Origin of the sequence: Staphylospora marina (assembly GCF_003856495.1) — a bacterium.
GTDB lineage: Bacteria > Bacillota > Bacilli > Thermoactinomycetales > Thermoactinomycetaceae > Staphylospora > Staphylospora marina.
The window spans coordinates 23757-41787 of sequence record NZ_CP034118.1 but is presented as its reverse complement, the minus strand read 5'-3'; the positions used below and the strand labels follow the sequence as shown (position 1 = coordinate 41787).

General features: G+C 56.2%; 18 protein-coding genes, 2 tRNA genes and 1 other RNA gene. 4 read left to right on the top strand and 17 right to left on the bottom strand.

Features of this window, described 5'->3' with window-relative positions; translation table 11 throughout:
• Positions 1-4: 4 nt before the first annotated feature.
• The 3 genes from EG886_RS00215 to EG886_RS00205 form a co-directional block, all read right to left on the bottom strand.
• On the bottom strand, positions 5-316 hold the full coding sequence (locus EG886_RS00215; protein ID WP_124728594.1) for a YbaB/EbfC family nucleoid-associated protein: 312 nt from the start codon (positions 314-316) through the stop codon (positions 5-7).
• A gap of 25 nt (positions 317-341) precedes the next feature.
• Positions 342-2027, bottom strand: coding sequence for a DNA polymerase III subunit gamma/tau (dnaX, locus tag EG886_RS00210; RefSeq protein WP_124726288.1), 1686 nt, complete (start codon positions 2025-2027; stop codon positions 342-344).
• Between the two features lie 152 nt (positions 2028-2179).
• On the bottom strand, positions 2180-3325 hold the full coding sequence (locus EG886_RS00205; RefSeq protein ID WP_164491560.1) for a two-component system sensor histidine kinase NtrB: 1146 nt from the start codon (positions 3323-3325) through the stop codon (positions 2180-2182).
• A 749-nt stretch (positions 3326-4074) separates the two neighbouring features.
• Here EG886_RS00205 and EG886_RS00200 point away from each other — a divergent pair.
• Positions 4075-4443, top strand: a complete 369-nt coding sequence (locus tag EG886_RS00200) for a hypothetical protein (RefSeq protein ID WP_124726286.1) — start codon at positions 4075-4077, stop codon at positions 4441-4443.
• Positions 4440-5075 carry a hypothetical protein gene (locus tag EG886_RS00195; protein ID WP_124726285.1) on the top strand — a complete coding sequence of 212 codons (636 nt, stop codon included), beginning with the start codon at positions 4440-4442 and terminating at the stop codon, positions 5073-5075. The genes EG886_RS00200 and EG886_RS00195 overlap by 4 nt, the downstream gene beginning before the upstream one ends.
• A gap of 117 nt (positions 5076-5192) precedes the next feature.
• Here the strand turns inward: EG886_RS00195 and ffs are convergent.
• Positions 5193-5459, bottom strand: an RNA gene (gene ffs / locus EG886_RS00190) — signal recognition particle sRNA large type.
• Positions 5460-5592: 133 nt separating this feature from the next.
• On the opposite strand from ffs, the gene holB reads away from it, so the two are divergent.
• Complete coding sequence (gene holB, locus EG886_RS00185; protein WP_124726284.1) at positions 5593-6594, top strand: DNA polymerase III subunit delta'; 1002 nt, start codon at positions 5593-5595, stop codon at positions 6592-6594.
• Between the two features lie 186 nt (positions 6595-6780).
• On the opposite strand, the gene EG886_RS00180 is transcribed toward holB, so the two are convergent.
• The 13 genes from EG886_RS00180 to EG886_RS00120 all read right to left on the bottom strand — a co-directional run bounded on the left by EG886_RS00180 (position 6781) and on the right by EG886_RS00120 (position 17319).
• The gene (locus EG886_RS00180) at positions 6781-7257 is read right to left on the bottom strand and encodes a DinB family protein (RefSeq protein WP_164491559.1); all 477 of its coding nucleotides are present in this window, start codon (positions 7255-7257) and stop codon (positions 6781-6783) included.
• Positions 7258-7497: 240 nt separating this feature from the next.
• The gene (locus EG886_RS00175) at positions 7498-8349 is read right to left on the bottom strand and encodes a hypothetical protein (RefSeq protein ID WP_124726282.1); all 852 of its coding nucleotides are present in this window, start codon (positions 8347-8349) and stop codon (positions 7498-7500) included.
• A 245-nt stretch (positions 8350-8594) separates the two neighbouring features.
• Positions 8595-8687 (bottom strand) — tRNA-Ser (locus EG886_RS00170).
• 123 nt (positions 8688-8810) lie between these two features.
• Positions 8811-9314: a tRNA adenosine(34) deaminase TadA gene (gene tadA, locus EG886_RS00165; RefSeq protein ID WP_124726281.1), complete on the bottom strand. Its 504-nt coding sequence runs from the start codon at positions 9312-9314 to the stop codon at positions 8811-8813.
• 172 nt (positions 9315-9486) lie between these two features.
• Positions 9487-9918 (bottom strand): Fur family transcriptional regulator, encoded by a 432-nt coding sequence (locus tag EG886_RS00160; RefSeq protein WP_124726280.1) that lies wholly within the window; start codon positions 9916-9918, stop codon positions 9487-9489.
• Positions 9919-9958: 40 nt separating this feature from the next.
• The gene (locus EG886_RS00155) at positions 9959-10810 is read right to left on the bottom strand and encodes a metal ABC transporter permease (RefSeq protein WP_124726279.1); all 852 of its coding nucleotides are present in this window, start codon (positions 10808-10810) and stop codon (positions 9959-9961) included.
• A gap of 29 nt (positions 10811-10839) precedes the next feature.
• Positions 10840-11592 (bottom strand): metal ABC transporter ATP-binding protein, encoded by a 753-nt coding sequence (locus tag EG886_RS00150; RefSeq protein WP_124726278.1) that lies wholly within the window; start codon positions 11590-11592, stop codon positions 10840-10842.
• A complete protein-coding gene (locus tag EG886_RS00145; RefSeq protein WP_124726277.1) occupies positions 11589-12539 on the bottom strand; it encodes a metal ABC transporter substrate-binding protein in 951 nt (316 codons plus the stop codon). Before EG886_RS00145 ends, EG886_RS00150 begins: the two co-directional genes overlap by 4 nt.
• A gap of 164 nt (positions 12540-12703) precedes the next feature.
• Positions 12704-13303, bottom strand: a complete 600-nt coding sequence (locus tag EG886_RS00140) for a TetR/AcrR family transcriptional regulator (protein ID WP_164491558.1) — start codon at positions 13301-13303, stop codon at positions 12704-12706.
• Positions 13304-13950: 647 nt separating this feature from the next.
• Positions 13951-14478, bottom strand: coding sequence for a hypothetical protein (locus tag EG886_RS00135; protein ID WP_124726275.1), 528 nt, complete (start codon positions 14476-14478; stop codon positions 13951-13953).
• 179 nt (positions 14479-14657) lie between these two features.
• Positions 14658-14734, bottom strand: a tRNA-Arg gene (locus tag EG886_RS00130).
• A 165-nt stretch (positions 14735-14899) separates the two neighbouring features.
• The gene (asnB, locus tag EG886_RS00125; protein ID WP_124726274.1) at positions 14900-16744 is read right to left on the bottom strand and encodes an asparagine synthase (glutamine-hydrolyzing); all 1845 of its coding nucleotides are present in this window, start codon (positions 16742-16744) and stop codon (positions 14900-14902) included.
• 182 nt (positions 16745-16926) lie between these two features.
• Positions 16927-17319, bottom strand: a complete 393-nt coding sequence (locus tag EG886_RS00120; RefSeq protein ID WP_124726273.1) for a hypothetical protein — start codon at positions 17317-17319, stop codon at positions 16927-16929.
• 196 nt (positions 17320-17515) lie between these two features.
• Here EG886_RS00120 and EG886_RS00115 point away from each other — a divergent pair, with 196 nt between their 5' ends.
• Positions 17516-18022, top strand: a complete 507-nt coding sequence (locus EG886_RS00115) for a DUF2269 family protein (RefSeq protein WP_124726272.1) — start codon at positions 17516-17518, stop codon at positions 18020-18022.
• The last annotated feature ends 9 nt before the right edge of the window (positions 18023-18031 follow it).

Sequence of the window (18031 nt, the reverse complement as noted above, 5' to 3'; positions counted from 1 at the left end):
TCACTCAGAACAGCCCGGGAATATTCAAACCGCCGGTGAACTTCCCGAGGCCTTTGGCCACCAATTCATCCACCTGTTTCATGGCGTCGTTGAAAGCGGCGGTGATCAGGTCCTGGAGCATTTCCACATCGTCGGGATCCACCGCTTCCGGAGCGATTTCCACGCCGAGGAGTTGCTTGTGACCGTTCATGCGAACCTTGACCACGCCTCCGCCCGCCGTTCCGGTCACTTCCTTCTGCTCCAACTCCTGCTGTGCCTTGACCATCTCCTGTTGCATTTTCTTCACTTGCTTCATCATTTGATTCATGTTTCTCATCATGATGCGTACCCCTCCGTCATCATCAGGTATCCATCACCTTGACCAGTTGTTCCCCGAACAATTCCACCGCACGTTTCACCACGTCAGCGGAAGATTCCTCCTCGTCGGCCGATCCTTCGTCGGATTCCGAAGCCCTTCGGGAGGCCACCCGCTTCCAGTCCGCCGTCATCACCGTCCGAAGTTTGAGCGGTTGACCGGTCACCTGGGACAGCACTCGCTGGATCAGTTCCTTGTGAGCCTGTTTCTCGGTCGTTTCGCGATGGATTTTGCTTTTGAAACCGACAATGACACTGTCCGGCGTCGCCCCGACCGGCTCCCCGTCCACCAACCAGGCATGAACCATGATTTTTTCTTCTTTCACACGGTGAAGAATTTCCGGCCATGCCTTTCGGATTTCCGCCAAACGGGCGGGCACCGTCTCCCGAACCCATTGCTCCAGCGCGACGGATCCTCCCGAATCGCGAAGTTCGGACGTTCGAACGGGTTTTGCCGGAGATTCGGCGGTTTTTCCCGGTCCCGACTGGAATCCTTGCCCTTCCTGCAACCGGGCCAGCTTCTGCTCCAGCTCGCGAACTCTCGCCTCGAGGCGCGCCCATTCGGAAGAGGCAATCGGAGCTTCGCCGCCGTCCGATCCCGTCATGCGAATGATGGCTGCTTCGAGCAAAAAGCGGGGGTGGGTCGACCACTTCATCTGTCTGGCCGTTTGTGACAATTGATCGATGATGCCGCTCAACCGTCCGATGGACAGGGTTTCGGCCAATTCAGGCAGATCCCCGTACATGGAAAGAGACATTTTCAAATCTTCCAGGCCGGGAGCCGCTTTGTAAAGAAGCAAATCCCGAACCAGTCGGATCCATTCGTCGACCAGCCGGTCCGGTTCCATTCCTTCTCTGAAACAATCATTCAACCGTTGAAGGGCGTCGGCCGTCTTTCCGGCCATCACGGTCCGGAACAGTTCCACCACCATCCGGCCGTCGGCCGCACCGGTCACGGAGAGAACCGATTCCTCATCGAGTGTTTCCCCCGCGTAGGCAAGTGCCTGGTCCAGCAAACTGAGCGCGTCGCGCATCCCGCCGTCGGCCGCTTTGGCCACCGCCCAGAGCGCCCGTTCTTCATGATTGACGTTCATCGATTCGAGCACAAAGCGGAGCCTGCCCACGATCTGTTCGGCCGTGTGGCGCCGGAACGAGAAACGTTGGCATCGGGAAATGATGGTGGGGGGCAGCTTGTGCGGTTCGGTGGTGGCCAAAATGAAAATCACGTGACCCGGGGGTTCTTCCAATGTCTTGAGGAGCGCGTTGAACGCTTCCGTGGTCAACATGTGGACTTCATCGATGATATAGACCTTGTACCGAACCTCCGAGGGAGCATACTTCACCTTGTCCCGCAATTCCCGGATTTCATCGACACCGCGGTTGGAAGCGGCGTCGATTTCGATCACGTCCATGACGCTTCCTTCCGTGATGCGCTTGCAGATTTCGCAATCGTTGCACGGTTCCGGAGCGGGGCCGTTCAGGCAATTGACCGCCTTGGCCAGAATCTTGGCGGCACTCGTTTTGCCCGAACCGCGAGGTCCGTGAAACAGATAGGCATGGGAAAGATGCCCTTCGCGAAGGGCATTCTTCAGTGTCTGGGTCACATGCTCCTGGCCCACCACATCATCGAATCGTTGCGGTCTCCAAACCCGATACAGTGCTCGGTAGGACAATCCAAACACTCCAACCTTCCCCGGCGGGGTTATTGTACACTCCCTTTTATCATACTACACCGCCATTCTCTTTTCCAAAAGAAACAAAACCCGCCGAAACAGCGGGTTTTCAGGTGAAACAACAAGGTCTCCGGTCCGCTTGCGGCCGAAGCTCATGACTGAACCAGAGGGAGTCCCACCAGGACCACGGTGCCGGACGACGATGAAGTCAACTCGATGGTGCCGCCGATTTCACTCAGGATCTGGCGGCAGATGGGAAGTCCCAGTCCCGTACCGTTCTCCTTGGTGGTGTAAAACGGTTCAAACACTTTTTGGGTATCGGGGATTCCCGGCCCCGTGTCGCTGATCTCCACCATCAGCCGGTCCTCCGACTCCCTGAGAGAGAGCCGGATGGTGAGCAAACCCCCGTCTTCCATCGCCTCAATGGCGTTTTTGCACAGGTTGAGGAACACCTGCTTCAACTGTTCCCCGTTGGCCATCACCATCGGGTTGACCGGCAGCTTTTTGTCGATCTGCATGTCGACGTTGTGGAGAAGAGCCTCATTTTTGATGATGGGCAGGATCTCCTTGAGCACTTTGTTGACGCTGACCGTTTGCAGATCGACCTGACGCGGTTTGCTCAGGAGCAGGAATTCCCCCACCATGTTGCTGATGCGTCCGATCTCTTTCAGCATGATTTCGATGTATCCCTGTTCTTTCTGCTGTCCGTTCTCCTTCAGCCGATGACCGATCACTTGCAGGAATCCGCGGATGGCGGTCAGCGGATTTCGAATTTCATGAGCGGTACCGGCCGCGATCTGACCGATGGTCGCCAGCCGGTTGTTCCGTTGAACCTGAAGTTCCAGCGACCGGATCTCCGTCACGTTCTCGATGGTGAGAACCTGACCTCCGACTTCTCCGTCGTCTCCCGTGAACGGCTGGACGGTCAGGGCCAGATAACGGGGAGTGCCGCCGATGTTCCAGTACACTTCGGATTTCTTCCGTTCCCGCGGGTTCTTCCCCGGAAATTCCGCAAACCGCTCACGTTCCGCCGCAGCCAAATCAAGAAGCGCCACCACTTCTTCCCAGGAGCGATCCAGAGCGCTCGATCTCGGGATTCCCAGCAAGTCGCACGCCGCCTGGTTGATTTCCACGATCGTCTGACATTGATCAAGAAGAATGATGCCGACGTGGATCTCGGCGATCAGCCGGGAAGCGATTTGCTCACTGGTGGTCACGGGAAAAAGGGGTAGCGCGTGATATGACCTTTGTTCGTCGTTTCCTGTCAGGATCTGAACGTTCGTATCCATCATATTCATCGCACCGCCACATCCAAAGCTTCCATTCCAACCCATTCCCTCTGCCGGATCAGGCCGGAGGGTTTCGGCAAAACACGGCATGTCGGACTCAACCAACCATCACGCCCTTCTGCGAGGAACGCTCCGTTTTCACGCCCGCAGCTTGCCTTGACGGAGATGAAAAACCATTGGCAGGCGTTACCCGGCCACCCCCTTCCTGCGTGAATCCACCGTATCCATTCCAACTTTATCCATATTGTCCTGAATTTCTTATTCTCTTTGTTTCTTCCTCTTCCTTCTAATCAAGGCGTCATCGGGCGAAATTTTTCCAAAATTTCCGCCATCTCGTGGAACAATCTCCCGTTCCGTCGGACAAACGGGATCCGCCCGTTCCCCGTGCCGACATCCATCGAGCTTTGCCGCACGAACCGGGAACCATGGCGAAACGGGGACATCGGAATGAAAGATGTGAACGTTGTCCGACATGAAGCATTGATGAAAGGGGCGCGGTTTCGTTGTTCGCGCTGCAAGACAACCGCTTCGTGGGATCAAGGTTGCGACAGGAAATCCGACCAAGAAATCAGAAACAACTGCAAGGTTTGTCAATGTCCGCGGGGAGTCTCCTGCTTGACGGAGGGAAGCCATCCATTGAAGCATGTTCGTCTGATCCTGTATGTCGCGGGGATTCTGTTCCTGTCCGCAATGATCGGTCCGTACGCCCTGATTATGATGCCCGGGAAAAAGTCTTTCTTTCCGCGGAAGAGGTGCTGATGGAGTACCGGAAGGAAGCGGAAACGCTAAAGTTGGCTCCCGGTTGGAAATGGCCGGATTCACCGGCTGTCTTGCATTTCGGAAACCAGCGGTATGAAGCAGGAAGCGGAAAACAGGAAGCCGATTGGTACTGGTTCTGCTCATGGACCAGCCGGTTCGTGGATCCGGGAATCTCCGGAGAGGAACGAAAACAGGCCTTGAACCAAGTCCTCTCGATTGGCACAAAATTTTATTTTCAACGTTGGTTGGCCCCTGAATCAAAATCGTCTCTCGACCACATGCTTCGCCAAGCCGAAAACGGAAATCCGGAAGCGCTGAAGGAATACGTTGAGGTAAACTGTCCCCGGGGAGAGAGAGACCTGAAATGAGCGATCGACATCCTTCTTTCCGGCTGATGCTGTTTGATGCTTTCTTCGCGGGAGCGATCCTGGGCACGCTGGCTCAATGGCTCCGGCAAATGCCGAATGTTCTCCTGACCTTGGGAGCTTCGACGGCCCCGTGGGTCGCGGTCGCCATGTTGCTCGCCGTATATGCCACCCGGAGAGAGAACGCCTTTCGCAAGGCGATGTGGATCGGCACTTGCGTCGTGGGAGCCTTCCTGACGGCGTGGCTGGTCTTTTACCATCTGCTGTTCGTTTTGCGTGAGTCCGTTCCGTTTGCTGCCGGATGGCGTGAAGCGGCCCCGTGGTTTGTTGCCGCCGTCCCCTTGTGTCCGATCCTCGGTGCCTTGGCCGCCGGCTCTCACAAAAACAACCTGTTCGGTGATTGGTGCCTGGTCGCCCCGATCACCTGGGTGCTGCCGGAGGTCATCCGGACGGTTGAAACCGGCTGGGCGGATGGCGCCGTCATCATGATTCCCGTCGCCGGTTTGACGTTTCTCCAGATCCGCGAAATCCGCCGAAACATCAACGTGAAAACGGCACTGGCCGCTTCCGTCGCGTTCGGACTGTTCGGTCTGGCCCTGTACCCTGTCATGCGCCAACTGATTCCATCTTGGTGAATGCATCAAAAAAAGCCGAAGGAAAAAATCCTTCGGCTTGTCTTCGAAACGTTGAATCATCCAAACGCCCTGTCGGACGTCTTCATTGCCTTGTCAAGATGCCGCCTTGTCAAGATGCCGCGCACCCGTCTCCGACAACATCCGCCCGGGCGGCTCCCGGACCCACGGCTCGGACCAGGCTGCCCTGCGGCACACGGAAGATCCTCCTTAGTGCTGCTTCCGTCAGGACCTGACACGGTTCGAAGGTTTCCGTTGCGCAGGACCCGATCTTCAGCACCGTCGATCACGGACCTGATCCCGCACGGATGAAGCCTCGGACGGGAATTCGACCCCGCTGTGCGGATTGCGGGTTACAGGGCACCGCAAGCTCCCCGTCTAGCGCGGCTCATCTATCATATCACAAAAGGCGATTTCCGACAACCGGTGGCTGAATTTCCCACGCCCGCATCGAGACCGGGACGAACCCCGACGTTTCCCCTATAATGGAACCATAGTGGTATTCCGGAGGTGAATCCCGTTGTCATGGAGTGCCCTGAAACATCAGCCGGGGGCATTGCGGATGCTGACCAACGCGCTCAAAACCGGCCGCGTGGCCCATGCGTACTGTTTTCACGGACCGGCGGGCTCGGGAAAAAAAGCGGCGGCCCTGGAATTGGCCAAAGCGGTCAACTGCCTGGAGGGCCGGGAAGAAGCATGCGATCAATGCGTCAATTGCCGAAGAATCGACCACGGCAATCATCCGGACGTGGTGACGCTCACACCGGAAGGAACCGTGATCAGGATCGACCAGCTCCGCGCCCTGCAGCAACAGTTCCGATACGGCGCCCCTCCGGGAGTGACCCGCGTGGTGATCATGGAGGAAGCGGACAAAATGAGGGCAGAAGCGGCCAACAGCCTGCTCAAATTCCTGGAGGAACCGTCTTCCCCGATGATCGCCGTCCTGATCACCGATCAGGCGGATTCCATCCTGCCCACGATCCTCTCCCGCTGTCAAAAAGTGCGGTTCCGGGAGCCGGATCCGGATCATAAAGAGGTCCGACTGTCGGAGGAAGGCGTGCCCGATGAGTGGAGGCGCATCCTCGCTCATTTGCCGGATGAAGCGGCAAACCGGTTCCGGGAGCAGCCGGATGCGTTTTGCGCCCTCGTCCGCCGGGTCATCGAATGGGCCGGGGAAATCCTGGCGGGTTCATCGACGGCCCTGCTTCCGGCCCAGGAAGAAGCAACAGCGGGAGACGAAGGAAAACATCGGCTCCCGTTGATCATGGACCTGTTGGTGCTGTGGTTCCGGGATTTGACAAGGTTGCGTTCGGGCATCGACGAACCCGTCTTTGCCGGATGGAAAGAGGAACTGGACAAACAGTCGCGACTCCTCCCCCCGGCGAGGCTGCTCATCGCTTTGGAAAACGCGCTGGATACCGCGGTGACGCTGAAAAGAGCCCATCTGCAGCCTCAGCCCGTTCTTGAGCAAATGGTGCTGGCAACACAGGCAGGCATTCGCATCGCCGATCCGGAAGAATAGATCACCGACCGTCGCTCCCGCTTAGCCGGGGGCGATTCTCTTGGGCGATGATTCGACGGAAGTCCATACGGATCCATGATTCCTTCACGGTTACAGTCTTTACTTGAAGTCCGGAAACCATCCGGAAAGAATGCGGTCAGGAACATTTTTCAAACTCTCGCCGTTTAATGTGAATCACTCTTTCCGTCACTTTTCACGGCGGTGACGGAGAAACTCTTCGATTTGCTTTTGATGATATTCCTCATGATCGGCCAATCCCTCCAAATACTCCGTCAGCGTCAGGGAGCGGCCCCGAATCGCAAACGGCTCCTTACGATCCCGCTCGGGAATCGCTTCCAGGCGCCGAAGCAATCGGGTGCGGACGCAATGGAAAGCCGCCAGCACTTCCTCCCGCGAGGCTTCCTCCCGAGCCCACCGGGCGGCCCGGGCGTTCAGCCCGTCCACCTGCTCCGAGGCGGATGGCACAGCTCGGCCGGGCTTGAGCTGATCCAGCCGACCATCGAGCAGGAACCGGTCCCACTCAATCAGATGGGCGATGATTTCCGCGGGAGACCACTTGCCGTCGGCGATCGGCATCAACCACCATTCCTCCGGGATCTCTTTCAGAGACTGCACGAAACCGTTCATCTTTTTGAAACGGAGCAACACCTTTTCATATGACAAAGACATCCCCTCCGTCTGCGGCCCGGAAAAAGGGCCCCACTCCCCTTGATCTGGGACGGGTGGCGAAATGAAATGACACGTCTGCTGTATGCTCCTGTGACTTGTACTCCACCTTCATCCAACATCAAAATTCCACATACAATGACATTTGATGGAAAATGCCGATTCCCCTGCGACCCACACAAAAAGCCAATGAAATCCATGAAGGAGTCCTTCACAGACTCAATGGCTTTTTGACGGTCAGCAACATTTCTCAAACAGGTTTTCCCACTGCTTGCTGACGGCTTTGTTCATTTCCAATTCACCGACGGTCAGTTGATCGTAATAACTTGCCATGGCTTTTTGGAGTCTGTCTTGCTGGGCATCATTCAAATATTCAAACACGGTGGATGTTTCGACGTAACATTGTTTGTTCAGACATTTGGTCAGAATGTCCAGCACTTCGTCCGTGTTTTGTTCGATCATTCCACAATTGTCGTACAACTTATACAAACTGATGTTCAAAAACCCTTCGTGCTTCTTGTTCTCCGCGATAAATGCCTTGAAATGCTGGATGCTGGACGCACAATCCTTTTCCACGTAATAACTCATGAGAGATGTATATAAGTTCAACATGGCATTCGGTTTTTTCAGTTTCATTTCCACAAAAGCCATTTTCTGCATCACTGTTGACATGGCTTCCTGAGCCTGCTCCAACTGACGGATTCTTTTTGCATATTTTTCCTCCGTCTTTCTCTCCAACTCGTCTTCCCGACGCTTCAACTCTTCCATGGAATCCCGCATTTGACGGATCCGAAAGAAGTCGTACGCGGCAAGGGCGATTGCCGCCGTCACGGCCAAAGCCCCGATCAACGCCATCACGGACCCGTTGTCATCCGCCTCGGTCCCGTCCCACATCATATTCACGGATTTCGGATAAACTCCAATCATGACCTCTTCCTTGGCCGGCTGTTCCTTCCCTTTCAGGATCATCACCGGCATGTTTCGATCCTGCGAAGGCTCGTTCCATTCGGACAACAAGAATGCCACATTGGCGACCGCCAGAAGGGAACAAAGGACCATGAGCAAAGTCGTCAATCTCTCGTTGTTCATGATGGTTTCACCTCGATTCCCGATTGTCTGGGCATCCCGGCGAACCAACCGGAATGCTTCAAGGGCGCATCCCTTCACGGCGACGGATGAAAACCAAATTTTCCCTCCCTTCAGAATACTCTCCGTGATCTTTTACCAGGGATTGCAAAATTCTTCATACATGAGAAAAGCGTCCACCCTTCCGTCCGCGGGGACGTAACGGGTGAACGCTTCATGTACCCATTTTCCAAGGCTTGCGTCGATTCTGGCGGAGAGGGTGGGATTCGAACCCACGGTACCGGTCAACCCGGTACAACGGTTTTCGAGACCGCCTCCTTCGACCACTCGGACACCTCTCCACATGCACACACAAACAACCGGTGACAGTAATTTATCTTAAAGAAAAACTTCAAAAATGTCAAGAGTCATTTTTGGGAAGAATCGGGCGTTCGGCAGCCGACCGGAGGCATGGAAGGTTGTTTTCAGCCCGTCCCGGGTTCGGCTGTCCGGAGCTCATGTTGTTTGCGTTCTTTGTTCCGCTTCCGGAGCTTCCGGAAAAACCGGGTGAGGATTCCGCCGCATTCCTCTTTCAGCACCCCGGCGATCACTTCGGATTGGTGGTTGAACCGGGAGTCCTCCAGGAGATTCATCAGCGTTCCGACACACCCCGCCTTGGGGTCCTCCGCTCCGTACACCACCCGTTCGATCCTCGACTGAAGAATGGCTCCCGCACACATGGGGCACGGCTCCAGCGTGACATACAACGTGCATCCTTCCAATCTCCATCCCCCGATGATCCCGGCCGCCTTGCGAATGGCCACCATTTCGGCATGCGCCGTCGGGTCGTGGGTCGTCTCCCGCAAATTGTAACCCGTCGCAATGATCTCCCCGTCTTTGACGATGACGGCACCGATGGGCACTTCTCCGATTTCCTCCGCTTTTTCGGCTTCCTCGAGCGCTTTCTTCATGTAGTGTTCATGATTCATCGATGATTCCCCCGTTCCGTCCGCCCATGATCCTTCATTTCGGGATGCCGAAGCCCTCAGGCGCATGTTCCGGATCCGTTCGGGGCGGTGCGGTTCCTTCCCGGAGAACTCGGGAACGGCAAACCGGAAATCCGCCCCGTTTTCAAAGGTCCGATCCGCCTCCCCCAGGCGGTCACTGAACCCGGTTTTCCGACGGAGAGCATTCCGAGCAAATCCCGTAAATCTCGAACTTGTGGCCGGTGATTTCAAAATTGTCCGGTTTTCCGAGGATGGCGTTCATCGGGCAGATGTTGATGGCGCGGGTACGCCCGCACTCCGTGCAAATGAGATGATGATGATGCCGGTCGCCGCCGCAGTTGAACCGGTACCGACGCTCACCGCTCCACTCCGTCCCTTCCACGATGCCCAATTCCTCGAACAGGGACAGGTTGCGGTACACCGTGTCAAAGCTGAGTCCCGGATAATCCTTCTGCATGTGATCCAGAACTTCCCTTGCCGTCAGGTAGCGCCCTTCCTTCGCGAACACATGCACCATCCGCTCGCGTTTTCCCGTGTACTTGTACCCGTTTCTCTTGAGCAGTTCCAGTGCTTCCTTGACATCCATATCCGTTCACCCGCCGTCGGTTCTTCAGGTGTGATGATGTTCATGCGGACCGGCTTCTCAAGCGGTTGACCAGCCGTTTGCCTCCCACCACGGCTCCCAGGATGGTCACCGACACCAGGACAATGGTTCCGCCGGATGCCCAGTCCAGGTACCACGCGGCAGTCAAGCCGGCAAACACGGCCAACTCGGAAAAAACGACAGACCAAAGCAGGGTCTTTTTGAAGCCGGAAGCCAACTGGAGAGCGGCGGCCACCGGCAACGTCATCAGTGCGGAAACCAGGAGGACGCCGACCACTTTGACGGAAGCGGCGATCACCAGAGATACGGTGACCGTGAACAAACCGTTGACCAGGCTTTTCGGCACTCCGCTGAGTTCCGCGTGTTCCTCGTCAAAGGACAGCGCAAACATCTCTTTGTGAAACAGGACAAAAAACAGGAGAACGGCGACTCCCGCAAACAGAATCAGCAGCAGGTCGTCCCTGCCCACGGCGAGAATGCTGCCGAACAAATACCCGGCGATGTCCACATTGAAACCGTCAGCCGCGCTGATCAGGACCACTCCGAGACCGATTCCTCCGGACAGCATGATGGGAATGGCCAGTTCCTGATAAGTCCGGTACAATTTGCGAATGCGTTCGACAAACAGCGAACCCGCCACTGAAAAGGCCATGCCGTACCAAATGGGAGGAATCCCGGACAGGCTCTTCACTTCCTTGCTCACCAACAGTCCCGCCGCCACGCCGGACAACGTGACGTGCGAGAGGGCTTCGGCGATCATGGCAAGGCGGCGCACCACCAGGTGAATGCCGGAAACGGGGGAAATGAGGCCGATGATCACCCCCGCGAGAAGCGCGTTTTGCATCCATTCATATTTGAAAATGGCTTCGAGCATGGTGCTTGGGTTTCCTCCTTCCCCGGGGCTCAATGCCGGTGATTCATGACGCGGATTTCATGCCGGTAGGCCTCCGAAAGAATCTCCTCGGCCTGCCGGGCAAATTCACAGGCATCCCCGTGAAAAAAGAGCTTTTTGTTCAAACAGGCCACCCGTTGCACCAAGGATGTCACCGCTCCGATGTCGTGGGTGATCAAAATCAGGGTGAGTCCCTGTTCGTGCAGTCCCGAAAGCAGTTCATAAAACCGGTCGGTGCTGCGGGCATCCACCCCGACGGTGGGTTCATCCAGAATCAGCAGCTCCGGCTCCTGGACCAGGGCTCTGGCGATGAACACCCGCTGCTGCTGCCCTCCGGACAACAAACCGATGTTCCTGTCCGCCAGATCCGCCAGCCCCACCTGATCCAGGACCCGTTCCACCCGCCGGTGATGCTCCTTTTTGAACCGGCGAAACAGCCCGAGCTTTCCGCTGAGCCCCGACAATACCACTTCCCGCACCGTCGCCGGAAAATGAAGATTGAAGCTGTTGGCTTTTTGGGACACATACCCCACACGGCCGCGATCCTTGAGAAGATGCGCGGGCTCCCCGAACAGGCGGACTTCCCCTTGATCCGGTTTCAACAGTCCCAACATGCAGCGGACCAACGTGGACTTTCCGGAACCGTTGGGGCCGACCACCCCGAGGAATTCACCGGCTTTGACATCCAGATGGATGCCATCCAGCACGGGGTGTTCCCCGTATGAAAAATGCAGATTCCTGATCATGACCGCGTCCGTTTTCATGGTTGCACCCCCAGAGCCTTGGCCAGATGGGACAGATTTTGTTCCATCACGGTGAAATAATCGGCTCCCCGGGCTTTTTCCTCCTCCGTCAACCCTTCAAGCGGATTGAGCACCAGCGCTTCCGCTCCCAGCTCCCGGCGCACGGTCTCCGCCACCTTTCCGCTGACCAGCGTTTCAAACAGGACCGCCTTGACTCCGAGACGCCTTGCCGTCTCCACGATGTCGGCCAGCTCTCTCGGACCCGGTTCGTCGGACGGAGAAACCCCCGACACGGCGATCTGCTTCAGGCCATACCGGTCCGCCAGATAGGAGAAAGCGGCATGGGACACCAAAAACTCTTTGCGCGGTGCTTTCTTTGTCATGTCCAGATACCGCGCGTGCAATTCATCGAGGCGCCGGGCCAGTTCCGCGAAGTTCTGTTCGTAGTCATTCCGATGCGGGGCATCCGCACGGATCAAGCCGTCGCGGATCCGGCCCGCCATCTCCTTGGCGCGGACGGGATCCAGCCAGACATGCGGATCCGCACCGCTTTCACGATCATGTGCCTCTCCGTCATGATCGTGACCGTCGTCGGATCCTTTCGGATGAAGGAGCGGAATCCCTTTCGTGGCCTCCACCACCACCGTGTCGTCGCCGGCGGATGACAGTGCCTTTTCGGCCCATGCCTCCATTCCCGCCCCGTTGTACACGAACACGTCCGCATCGCCCAACATCATCATGTCGCGGGGAGAAAGCTCAAAATCGTGCGGTTCGACGCCCGGCGGCACCAAAGCGGTCACTTCGACGTGTTCGCCGCCGATCATCTTCGCGAAGTATTCCAAGGGGTAGATGCTGGCCACCACCCGGGTTTTTCCGGACGGCTTCTCATGAGCCGGTTCCTGACAACCGGTCATGAGCAGGGCCCACATCAAATTCAAAACAACCCCGATCTTCCACCATTTGATCATTTATGATCCCTCCGGGGAAACGCACGAGAATCCTGATTCCGAAGTTATTATATATTGATGGGCAATACATGTAAATCGGAAATATTACGGTTTACAACCGGAAGAAAAGCCCCCGGGAAGCCGGGGGGACCTCTGCCTGTCCGTCGAATGATCAGGGGTTGCCGTCAATTCCCGGTCTTGCGGATGCCGCTCAAGATCATGGCCTGCATCGATTCCACCATGACGGGAATTTCCCGTTCCGCCCCGGTGGCCGGATCATCGTCCAGGCTGAACAGTTTTTGAAGCGCCAAAACACTGAGCGCGCCGAAAATCCCGCTTGCCGTCTCGACCGGGCGCTCCACCGTGAATTCCCCGGATCGTTGTCCCCTTCGCAGAACCTGTTCGATCAATTCCGTGTACTCCCGGATTTTCGCGCGGAACAGCCGTTGCCGCTCCAATCCGCCGAACACTTCCCCGAGCACCAGTTTCGCCAGTTTTCCGTTCCTGATGAAGAATCGAAGATGAGCCTCCATCAGTCCCCTCATCTGTTCAACCGCCGTCTCCCGGCTTTCCACGCTCTGCCGGACGGCTTCCATCAACCGGTTCATGCCGTCGTTCATCAACCCGGCGAACAATTCTTCCTTGCTCTCAAAATGATAATAAATCGTTCCCTTTGCCACACCCGCCAATCGGGCGATTTGATCCATCCGGGCTTGCTCAAAACCGCATTCCGCAAACACCTCGACCGCCGCCCGGTAAATCCGCTCCACTTTCTCATGCCTCATGGCGCAGGTTCCTTTCCGCATACTCCGACATGGTCCCATTCATTCTAATGGAAAATCCGGAGAAAATGAAAGAAGAGGACCATGACGACAAATCCCCCCGTCACCACACCGGCAATTCACATGAAACTTCCGCCCATGAAACAAAAAATTTAATGATGTCTGTTCGCGTGTGATTCCCCGGGATCCCCCATGAATGTTCGCGGAACATCGCCGGTTCCCGATGAAATTCCGACGTTGTCCCGATGGTTTTGCGTTTATTCGCAAACAATCCGACGGCACATCCAAGGGAAAGAGGGCATCTCCCGCTGTCAAGGGAGACGGTCGGGAAGACCGGGTGATGATGGTCCGAAACCGTTCCGACGGAACCAACCCTTTGTCTCGTTCCCTCCGACACATCCGGCATAATTTGAAATCCGCATTGAAGCGATAAATATACGAATTATTCCATCGATTCCGTCAATTCAGATTTCCGTCCGAAAAAAAGAGGGTGGAAGCATCCTTGTTTTTCCGGATCAGGAGATATTCGGAGAAACCTCATGAAGTTCCGCGGCCAACAAAAAACAACCGCCGTTACCGGCCGGTTGCTTGATGTTGTCGGTGTCCGGACATGCCCGTGACTTGTTCCCGGACGAATTCCTGAAAAGCCGTCAGTTTCCGTCTGTCGTCGACCGGCACCCGCATGCGTGGCTCCAGGTCCTTACATACATCCCGGCTTCCTTCGCTTCCCGATACGGATACGTATCCAGCAGCCACCGTGCGTTTTCCAGGAAATCCCCGACATCACAAACAAACAGGCATCCGCAATACCCCATGCCGATTTTCCGATCCTTCATTTGCCGGTATTGTTCCAGGTTTCCGCTTCTCTTCGCCGTCTGCATCCTGACGAACCAATCAACGGCTTTCGGCGGGAATCCCAGGGCAAGTCCCAATCCCCGGTCCTTGTCTTCTTCGGCGAACGCCGTCCGGAACCGGATGCATTCGGCCTCGTTTTGAAAATAAAGAAAGAATCGGCGACCTCCCAACAAATCAATCATCCGTTCACTGACATACGGATACCCGTTCCCCAACAAGCGTACGACGTCAGAGGCGAATTCCCCGTTCGGCACTTCCAGCAACGCGGGTTTGAACCCTTTCAAAAAAGCGACAAGCGGTGAGAGGGGACGTCCGGCTTGCATCGGCACCGACTCCTCTTGCAAGAGTTCGAATGAAGGGTCCTTCGGTATTCGTCCTGCATGGCGGAACGATTTCGGACGCCATCCGATGCTTCCATTGTTTCCATAAAAAAACCCGCCTTCCTGCCAGGCGGTTAGCGGTCAAAGGATCCGGGATCACATTCAATACTTCATTCCTGGATTGGCGCGCCCGGGAGGACTCGAACCTCCGACACGCGGTTTAGGAAACCGCTGCTCTGTCCTGCTGAGCTACGGGCGCATATGGCTATGTTTCATCCCTATTGTACCCATGTTCCGGACATTCATCAAGATCTTTTCAGGCGATGAAGCGAACGAAGAAGCGGCCGGCGACCCCGGGGACATCCGGCAGAATCCCGGTCGGTTCGCCCGATCCGCCGGCCGTCTTGATGACGGTGGAATTTCTTCACCGAATGCTGACCCGGTAACGGATCAACCAATCATTGAGCTTCAGCCAGTAAGCCAACAGTGCCGGAACGTTCATCAGCTGGCCGAACCAGGGGAAATGCTTGCGCGACAAATCCTGTTCGACGAAGGAGCGGACGGCTTTCCGGTCCAGCAATTGGAAGACGGGAGCGTTGGCATCTTCCGTCAGGCGCAGCACTTCTTTCTGCATGGTGGCCAGGTACTCGGGATGATGCGTCTTCGGGTACGGGCTTTTCTTGCGTTGCACGATTTCATCCGGCAGGATTCCCTTCATGGCTTCCCGGAGCAACCCCTTTTCGCGCTGACCCGCACACTTCATGCTCCACGGCACGTTCCACACGTACTCCACCAGGTGATGATCACAGAAAGGAACGCGCACTTCCAATCCGTAGGCCATGCTCATCCGGTCTTTGCGATCCAACAGCACCGGCATCCAGCGAGTGAGGTTGAGCCAGAACATTTCGCGCATCCGGGCATCGATCGCACTCTCTTCCGACAGACGCGGCACCTCGGCCAGCGCTTCCTGATAGCGTGCCTCCACGTATTCCAGCGGTTTGATGCGGCGGGCGACATCGGGGGAAATGAACGGAATCCGTTCCCCGACCAAGCGTGCCCAGGGAAACGTGTCCGCGTTCACCAATTCCTCCCGATGAAACCAGGGGTATCCTCCGAACAGTTCATCGGCACACTCTCCGGAAAGCACAACGGTCAGATCCCGTTTGATTTCCCGGCAAAACAGCAGGAGCGAAGCGTCGATGTCGGCCATTCCCGGCAAATCCCTCGCTTCCATGGCCTTGCCGAGATGGCCGATCAGTTCGCGATGGTCGATCACCACCGTCGTGTGATGGGAACCGATCTTCCGGCTCATGATCTCGATCCAGGGGCTGTCGGGATTGGGCTGAAATTCGTTGACCGTGAAATATTTGTCATTATCCAGGTAATCCACCGAAAACGTCCGAAGCGGACCCCGTTCCTCTTCGCGAAACACCCGGGCGGCAAACGCCGAAATCGCACTGGAATCAAGGCCTCCGGAGAGCATGGTACCGATCGGCACATCGGACACCAGCTGGCGCCTTACCGCATCCTGCAACAGCTCACGCACCCGCTGTACGGTGGTGTCAAAATCGTCCGTATGATGACGGCTTTCCAGTTCCCAGTAGGCCCAGGTGCGGATTCCGTCACGGCTGACCGTCATGGCATGCCCGGGTTTCAGTTCCCGGATGCCCTTGAAAACCGCTTGCCCGGGAGTACGTGCGGGTCCGATGGCCAGCAGTTCGGCGATGCCTTCATCATCGACCTCCGGTTGAATCAAGGGATGAGCCAGAAGAGCCTTGATCTCCGAAGCAAACAGGAACGAGCTGCCGACCTGTGCATAAAACAGCGGCTTCACGCCGATCCGGTCCCGGGCCAGAAACAGGGATTGCCTTCCTTCATCCCAGACCGCAAACGCAAAAATGCCGTTCAGGTGTTCCGGACAAGCCTTTCCCCATTCCGCGTAAGCTCCCAGAATGAGCTCGGTGTCGGAACGGGTGTCGAATTCATGCCCGAGAGAGCGAAGTTTCAGGCGGAGTTCCGGCATGTTGTACAGTTCCCCGTTGTAGGTGATCACCCATGTTTGCTCTCCCGCCCGCTTCACCATCGGCTGAGCTCCGTTCTCCGGATCGATCACCGCCAGTCTGCGATGCCCCAATGCCACGTTTCGGGCCACCCACGTCCCTTCCGCGTCCGGCCCCCTCGCGGCAAGAAGGGCGTTCATTTCGGCGAGCACCGCGGCTTCATTGCTCAAATCCCGCTGAAAATCCACCCACCCGACGATTCCACACATGCGCCATTCCACCTTTCCCCCGAGCGGACGCCCAGGGCGAATGTCTGTATCATTTTTATGCGAAAAGCGGGCGGAGAGTGTTCATGAGCGGAATCAAAAAAAGACGCCGGCCTCCGGTTTGCTCTCCCCTGGAAGCAGACCGGAACAACCGGCATCATGCCCTCATTTCCATTCCAACGCCATCAGTCCCAGAAATTGGAGTGATCGGTCACTTTGTAATGCGTGTACCAGTGGCTCCCCGGCGTATCGTTCACCAGCTTGAAGTAGTACTTCCCGTCTTCGGGAACGGTGTACGGGTTGTCTTGCCGGGAAACAAAGTCGTAGACATTCCCCACGCGATCCTGCACCAAGGTTCCGTCTTCCTTGTACAGTTCAATCCGGATGTCGATGTACTCGCGGTCAGCGATGTTCCGGTTTTGCAAGTAAATCACTCCGGCTTTGGCATAGAAGGTCTTGGTGACGTGCACATCGGTCACCACCGCTTTGCCGGTGATGAACGTGGCCGCAAACGCGGGTTGCACCGACAACACAAACGCCATCAGGAGAACAGCAAGAGCGCCCAGGAACTTCTTCATCCGTTGAATCCCCCTCCATTGCAACCGGTACAACTTCATGATAGCCGGCTCAAACCCGGAAAAGGTAAACAATCGGTAAACGGATGAAGCCTTCATCAACGGATCCGCAATTCCGCGTCAAAGGTTCACAACATCCGATTGGTAGCATGGGGATATCCGCAGCTTCGACACCAACGAAACGAATGGGGGAATGATGATGAAAACATTGGGTCCGAATGGTTTGAGATGGTTGAAAATCGTGCACGTCTTCCTGGTCGTCGTCTTTTTCGGCGGAATCCTCAGCTCTTTGGCCATCAATCTGCACGTTGATTTCAGCCGGTATGATGCGTCCTATCCGGCGTACAAACACATTGTCTTGATCAGTGACCACGTGATCCGCTGGGGAGCGGCCGGCACACTCTTGGTGGGGTTCATCTACGGGTTTTTCACCAAGTGGGGATTTTTCAAGCACCGCTGGGTCGGGGTCAAATTTGTTCTCTATCTGGTTCAAACGGTGGTCGGCATTTTCATTGTCGACAACCTGATGATGGAGAACATGCACCTCTTGGAAACCCAACAAGAAATGGCTTTGCACAATCCCGACTTTCTGCGGAATCATGAGATCCGGCAGGTTGCCGTCTTCTTTCAGGTGGCGGTCACCACGTTCATCTTCATCATTTCCTACCTGAAACCGTGGAAAAAGAAAAAAAGAGTCACGACCTGAACGGGAAAC

Bases quoted from the DNA above. Each gene is read 5' to 3' on its own strand.
- EG886_RS00215 (WP_124728594.1), bottom strand. From the start codon at position 316: ATGAGAAACATGAATCAAATGATGAAGCAAGTGAAGAAAATGCAACAG.
- EG886_RS00205 (WP_164491560.1), bottom strand. From the start codon at position 3,325: ATGAATATGATGGATACGAACGTTCAGATCCTGACAGGAAACGACGAA.
- EG886_RS00200 (WP_124726286.1), top strand. From the start codon at position 4,075: ATGGAGTACCGGAAGGAAGCGGAAACGCTAAAGTTGGCTCCCGGTTGG.
- EG886_RS00195 (WP_124726285.1), top strand. From the start codon at position 4,440: ATGAGCGATCGACATCCTTCTTTCCGGCTGATGCTGTTTGATGCTTTC.
- EG886_RS00175 (WP_124726282.1), bottom strand. From the start codon at position 8,349: ATGAACAACGAGAGATTGACGACTTTGCTCATGGTCCTTTGTTCCCTT.
- tadA (WP_124726281.1), bottom strand. From the start codon at position 9,314: ATGAATCATGAACACTACATGAAGAAAGCGCTCGAGGAAGCCGAAAAA.
- EG886_RS00160 (WP_124726280.1), bottom strand. From the start codon at position 9,918: ATGGATGTCAAGGAAGCACTGGAACTGCTCAAGAGAAACGGGTACAAG.
- EG886_RS00155 (WP_124726279.1), bottom strand. From the start codon at position 10,810: ATGCTCGAAGCCATTTTCAAATATGAATGGATGCAAAACGCGCTTCTC.
- EG886_RS00150 (WP_124726278.1), bottom strand. From the start codon at position 11,592: ATGAAAACGGACGCGGTCATGATCAGGAATCTGCATTTTTCATACGGG.
- EG886_RS00145 (WP_124726277.1), bottom strand. From the start codon at position 12,539: ATGATCAAATGGTGGAAGATCGGGGTTGTTTTGAATTTGATGTGGGCC.
- EG886_RS00140 (WP_164491558.1), bottom strand. From the start codon at position 13,303: ATGAGGCATGAGAAAGTGGAGCGGATTTACCGGGCGGCGGTCGAGGTG.
- EG886_RS00135 (WP_124726275.1), bottom strand. From the start codon at position 14,478: ATGCAAGCCGGACGTCCCCTCTCACCGCTTGTCGCTTTTTTGAAAGGG.
- asnB (WP_124726274.1), bottom strand. From the start codon at position 16,744: ATGTGTGGAATCGTCGGGTGGGTGGATTTTCAGCGGGATTTGAGCAAT.
- EG886_RS00120 (WP_124726273.1), bottom strand. From the start codon at position 17,319: ATGAAGAAGTTCCTGGGCGCTCTTGCTGTTCTCCTGATGGCGTTTGTG.
- EG886_RS00115 (WP_124726272.1), top strand. From the start codon at position 17,516: ATGAAAACATTGGGTCCGAATGGTTTGAGATGGTTGAAAATCGTGCAC.